The sequence below is a fragment of the Zemynaea arenosa genome, from assembly GCF_004614185.1.
Taxonomy (GTDB): Bacteria; Pseudomonadota; Gammaproteobacteria; order Burkholderiales; family Burkholderiaceae_D; genus Telluria; species Telluria arenosa.
In genome coordinates, this window is record NZ_SPVF01000002.1 from 1 (window position 1) to 4,462 (window position 4,462).

6 protein-coding genes are annotated in these 4,462 nt (G+C 67.0%); 3 read left to right on the forward strand and 3 right to left on the reverse strand.

What is annotated here, in order from left to right:
• A partial coding sequence (locus E4L96_RS00045; RefSeq protein ID WP_181017564.1) for a TonB C-terminal domain-containing protein occupies positions 1-431 on the forward strand: 431 nt, incomplete at its 5' end.
• Here E4L96_RS00045 and E4L96_RS00050 read toward each other — a convergent pair.
• The 3 genes from E4L96_RS00050 to E4L96_RS00060 all read right to left on the reverse strand — a co-directional run bounded on the left by E4L96_RS00050 (position 412) and on the right by E4L96_RS00060 (position 3,779).
• Positions 412-1,344, reverse strand: a complete 933-nt coding sequence (locus E4L96_RS00050) for an MBL fold metallo-hydrolase (protein ID WP_135205198.1) — start codon at positions 1,342-1,344, stop codon at positions 412-414. The two genes, E4L96_RS00045 and E4L96_RS00050, sit on opposite strands and share 20 nt — an antisense overlap.
• An 86-nt stretch (positions 1,345-1,430) precedes the next feature.
• Positions 1,431-3,113 (reverse strand): hypothetical protein, encoded by a 1,683-nt coding sequence (locus E4L96_RS00055; protein WP_135205199.1) that lies wholly within the window; start codon positions 3,111-3,113, stop codon positions 1,431-1,433.
• Between the two features lie 12 nt (positions 3,114-3,125).
• The gene (locus E4L96_RS00060) at positions 3,126-3,779 is read right to left on the reverse strand and encodes a hypothetical protein (protein ID WP_135205200.1); all 654 of its coding nucleotides are present in this window, start codon (positions 3,777-3,779) and stop codon (positions 3,126-3,128) included.
• On the opposite strand from E4L96_RS00060, the gene E4L96_RS23420 reads away from it, so the two are divergent.
• Together E4L96_RS23420 and E4L96_RS23425 are read left to right on the forward strand one after the other, a co-directional pair.
• Complete coding sequence (locus E4L96_RS23420; RefSeq protein ID WP_167758549.1) at positions 3,778-3,921, forward strand: hypothetical protein; 144 nt, start codon at positions 3,778-3,780, stop codon at positions 3,919-3,921. The two genes, E4L96_RS00060 and E4L96_RS23420, sit on opposite strands and share 2 nt — an antisense overlap.
• A gap of 259 nt (positions 3,922-4,180) precedes the next feature.
• The gene (locus E4L96_RS23425) at positions 4,181-4,345 is read left to right on the forward strand and encodes a hypothetical protein (protein WP_167758550.1); all 165 of its coding nucleotides are present in this window, start codon (positions 4,181-4,183) and stop codon (positions 4,343-4,345) included.
• Positions 4,346-4,462: the final 117 nt, after the last annotated feature.

The window sequence follows — 4,462 nt, forward strand, 5'->3', positions numbered from 1 at the left end:
GCCGCGCCCGCGACGCCCTGCGCGGCCTCGACGTGCTGGGCGCCCCGCCACACGCCCTGCAGGACCGCCCGAGCGGCCAGCGCCGCCTGCTTGCCATGCGCGCCATCCGCGACGTCCCCGTCAAGCTCTACGTGGAATCCTTCCGTCAGAAGATCGAGCGCACCGGCAACCTTGCCACGTCCTCCCTGCGCAGCGTGCGCGTTGACCCCGTCGTCATCGTCGCCATCCGCAGCGATGGCAGCGTGGAAGACATCAGCTTCGTGCGCAGCAGCGGCCGCCCCGACGTCGACCAGGCCATCCTGAACATCGTGAAAATCAACGCCCGCTACTCCGCCTTCCCGCCCAATATCGCCGACCGCTACGACGTCATCGAAATCCGCCGCGTGTGGAGTTTCGACGAAACGCTCAGGCTCATCGAGGAGGTGAACTAGCCTCCGGCTTGCCCGGCACGAAGGTGTAGGCCTCACCATGCTTGAGGTAGACCACCTTGTTCTCCAGCCCCGCCGCCTTCGCCGCCTCCTGGAAATCGGACAGCGGCGACTTGAACACGTCATAGTCGTTGTAGTGGATCGGCACCCCGGTGCGGGGCGCAATCAGCTGCATCATGCGTACCCCATCCTGCCCGTCCATGGTCACCTTGAAGGTCCCAAGAATGCGCGTCCCGCCCAGGTGCAGCAGCGCCAGGTCCATATTCGGAAAGCGCTTCGGAATCTCGTTCAGGTCGTCGTAGACCAGCGTGTCCCCGGTAATGTACATCCGGTACTTGCCATCGCCAAAGTCCAGCACCGACCCCATCACCGACGGCAGCAGTGCCGCCAGCAGCCCCTTGCCATGCCGCCCCGGCGCCGAGGTGATGCGCAGCCTGGCCGCGCCCTTGGTCACCTCCAGCGCATCCCAGGTGCCGAGCGGATAGCGCTTCTGGAAGCCCATCTTGGCGAGCGAGGCCGCAGCCTCCTTGGTGGTCACGATGGGAATGGCTTTGTCCAGCTTCTCCTGCACTTCGCGGTCGAAGTGATCCTCGTGCATGTGCGACAGGATCACCAGGTCGATCGGTGGAAGGTCCGCCAGCTCCACGGCCGGATTGGTCAGCCGCTCCGAGGTCAGCCCGTAACCGAGATGGACCTTCTGGCCTTTGTGCAGGAAGTTGGGGTCGGTGAGGATGGTGAAGCCCTGGTAGCGGATCAGCACGGTGGCCGTGCCGATGAACTGGATCGAGCCGCCCGCGGCCGGATCGACCGCTGCCGACCCGGGCGGCAGCTCCAGCCGGTACGCTTCCTGCGCCAGCGCGGCCTGCGCGGCCCACGTACCCAGCGCCATGACCAGGGACAGCAATATTCGACGCATGGTCTCCTCCGTGCCAGATTCAGTCCTGCCGAGATGCAGGCGAGCCTAGCACGGAGGCGGGCGTCAACGCCGTTCAATACCGTATGTCACGGCTCCGGCGGCGCGCCCGGGCTGCCGGTGAAATTGCAGTTCCGGAACTTGAAGTTGGCGATGCGCGAGCGCCAGGTGAACGTGCCGGTCGAGGCGATGTACTGGTTGGTGTACCAGAAGGTGCACTCGTCGAAAGGATCGGTCTCCATGCCGCTGTAGTCGCCCCAGCGGCCGAAGGTGTTCACCTGCGCGCCGGTGCCGTTGACGATCACGCCTTCGACCTCCATGCGCCCCATCGGCTCGGTGCGCAGCCGCCCGGTGTAGCGGATGCCAGGGTAGGTGGCCGGGCCGGACACGCTGTAGCCCACCGCGATGTTGCCGCTCTTGTCGCTGCCCATGCTGGCCATCCAGCGGCTGTCACCGTCCGGTGCGATCGTGCCCTGCTGGTACACGTACGGGCTGGTGGCCGGGTCGCGCAACTCGTACCAGCGCACGCCAACAGGGCCGTTGGTGGGGGCGCCGGGCTGCTGCACCGAGTGGTTGGCCAACAGGACCTCGCGCGTGCCGAAGTTGCGGTAGACCAGGCGGTACATCAGCCGGTCCGATAGCGCGTCCAGCAGCTCACCCGGTGGCGGCTGCTTGATGCACGCGCCCGTGGTCGGGCAGCCGATGGTAAACGGCGCCACCGGCACCGTCAGCGCATTGGTCACCGAGCGGCCGGTGAAGGAAAAGCGCCAGAAGAACAGGTGGTCGCCGCTGCCATCCTCGCCGAAATCGAGCGCCATCAGGTAGACCGGGCTGTCGGAGGCTGGCGGCGTCTTGCCGTCGATGTCGGCCGTGAGGATGGGACCGTACGACGGACCGAAGTTGTAGCAGGCCGCCGAGGTGGCGCCGCCGCTCAGCATGGGCGGGCGGTCCAGTCCGCACACCCGCGGACCGAGGTAATTGCCGGTCGCATTCGTGAACAGCACGAACGAGAAGTAGTAGGCATCCGGCCACACGCTCATCTTCGGATAATCGCCGAGCAGCGACGCGCCGGCGCTGCTCACGTTGCTGAGCACGTAGCGGTAGTAGCTGCCCGTGGCGTCCGCCGAGGTGGAGATGGCGATGCACTGGAAGAACGGCCCGTTGAGATTATTGAAGGCCAGCTGCGTGAACACCCAGCGGTTGGCCTGCTGGTCGTACTGCACGATCGGGTCGCCCTGGTTGGCCGTGCGGCAGGTGTCGAAGCCGGGGTTGCCGGACAGGCCGGACCATAGGATGTTGCCGTCCACCGGCCCGACCAGCAACGTGCCATCGGTCTTGCGGTAGATGGCGAACTGCGTGTTCACCCACTGCACGTACTGGGACGAGCCGACCGCCCCGTTGGCGTCCGACGGGGCGCCGCTGTTCTGTGGCACGCCCTCCACGTTGACCGGCGTGCCGTTGGTGTACACGTGCGGCATGGCGGGCTTGGCGGGCCACGCGACCAACGTGCTGAACGGGTCGGCGGCCCGGTTCTGGAGTACCGACGGCGGCACCTGGCGGCGCATCTGCGCCGTCACGCGGCGGTAGGGGATCAGGCGCGGCGCCCGCACCACCGGGGGCTGGGCGGCGGCCTGCTGGGCCATCTCGCTGAGGGGCAGGCTGACGTCGGCCAGCGGAATCGGCACGGTGGTCAGCGCGTTCTGAGCCTGGGCGCCGCCCGCCAGTGTGGCAGACAGAAGCAGCGCGGCGGCAAAGGGGAAGCGGGTGATCATGGCGTGGTCTCCTTATTGCGGACGGCGGCGTGCGGCGGCGCCGCGGCGCCCGAGTGCCGCCAGCACACCCAGCCCGGCCACCAGCGCGAAGGCGGGGCAGGGCTCGGGCACGGCGCTGATGCGGAAGGCGTGCTCCTGGAAGTTGGGCGTGAACGGGCCGCCCTGGCTGAATGCTTCCGCGCCACCGAGCTGGCCCGGCTGCATGGCCGCGGTCTCCCACAGGAACTCGTTGGGATCGGTGAAGTTATCGAGCCCGCCGTTATGCAGGATCAGCCAGTACGGATTTGGATCCATCAGCAGTGGGCTGGGCAGGTCAAAGCTGTTGTGGTACTCCGTGAGGCCCTGGTAGGTCCCGGTGGCAGTGCGCGTGACGGCCGCCGTGCCCTGCAGGATCGAAGCGCCCAGCGCGCCACCGGCATTCCAGCGGATCTCGTAGCTGATGCTGCCGCGGTAGGCGTCGGCGGCCTCCAGGGTCCAGAACTCGATCGTGGTCAGGCGCGCCTGCACGGTCAGGCGGAAGTCCTCCGCTTGCAGGGCGAAGCCGAGGTTGTTGCCGCTGGCGTGGTCGGGGCTGCCATTGTCATAGACCACGGTGTCGGCCTGCGCGGCCGCTGCAAAAAGCCCAAGCGTGCTGGCCAGGGCGAATTGGATCAGTGAATGACGCATGCTGTTTCTCCTCATCGGGCTGGCCGGGTGGCCAGTCGAAACAGCACAGGCATATCGCGTGCCCAACCGGCGGCGCGGCGGCGCGCTCGACGCGCGTGTTCAAGATCCCGACTTGAGCGAGCTCAAGGGTTCACTCCTGTAGGACGAGGCCTGCACAGCTATCGGAGGGCATGCAGTGGGAATTATTCCGACAACAACAAGCGCGGGAATCGGACAGTTCTTTGATCTTTCTCCGACACCCTTTGTGCGGCAACGAACCGTTCCGCGGCACCTCGACCGCCTAAGATGAAGCCGTGTGATTGCCGCGCCTCGCGAACAAAAATCAGCAAGGTTGGTTAGCGGACTCCACAGGTGAGCCGGTCGCCTCAAGGACCGGCACCATTTCCTCAGCGGAGGTCACGATGTCCAACAACAACGTCACCAACCCACCGAAACAGGTGGTACGCGAATATCTCGAACGGCGCACCCGCGACAACACGCCGCCGCCGTCGCCGGAAGAGATTCGCCGCCAGCTTGGATGGGGCCTGATGGTCCCGGACTTCAAGCCTTCGCTGGGCCGGTCCTGACAGATCGGCGAAGGGCCAGGCGTGGAACACAGCCACGCCTGGCGTATGGCCGGCGTCCTTGCCGGGGGGGGGGGGGGGGGGGGGGGGGGGGGGGGGGGGGGGGGGGGGGGGGGGGGG

Coding starts and splice junctions, on each gene's coding strand:
- E4L96_RS00050 (WP_135205198.1), bottom strand. CDS start 1,344: ATGCGTCGAATATTGCTGTCCCTGGTCATGGCGCTGGGTACGTGGGCC.
- E4L96_RS00055 (WP_135205199.1), bottom strand. CDS start 3,113: ATGATCACCCGCTTCCCCTTTGCCGCCGCGCTGCTTCTGTCTGCCACA.
- E4L96_RS23420 (WP_167758549.1), top strand. CDS start 3,778: ATGCTGTTTCTCCTCATCGGGCTGGCCGGGTGGCCAGTCGAAACAGCA.
- E4L96_RS00060 (WP_135205200.1), bottom strand. CDS start 3,779: ATGCGTCATTCACTGATCCAATTCGCCCTGGCCAGCACGCTTGGGCTT.
- E4L96_RS23425 (WP_167758550.1), top strand. CDS start 4,181: ATGTCCAACAACAACGTCACCAACCCACCGAAACAGGTGGTACGCGAA.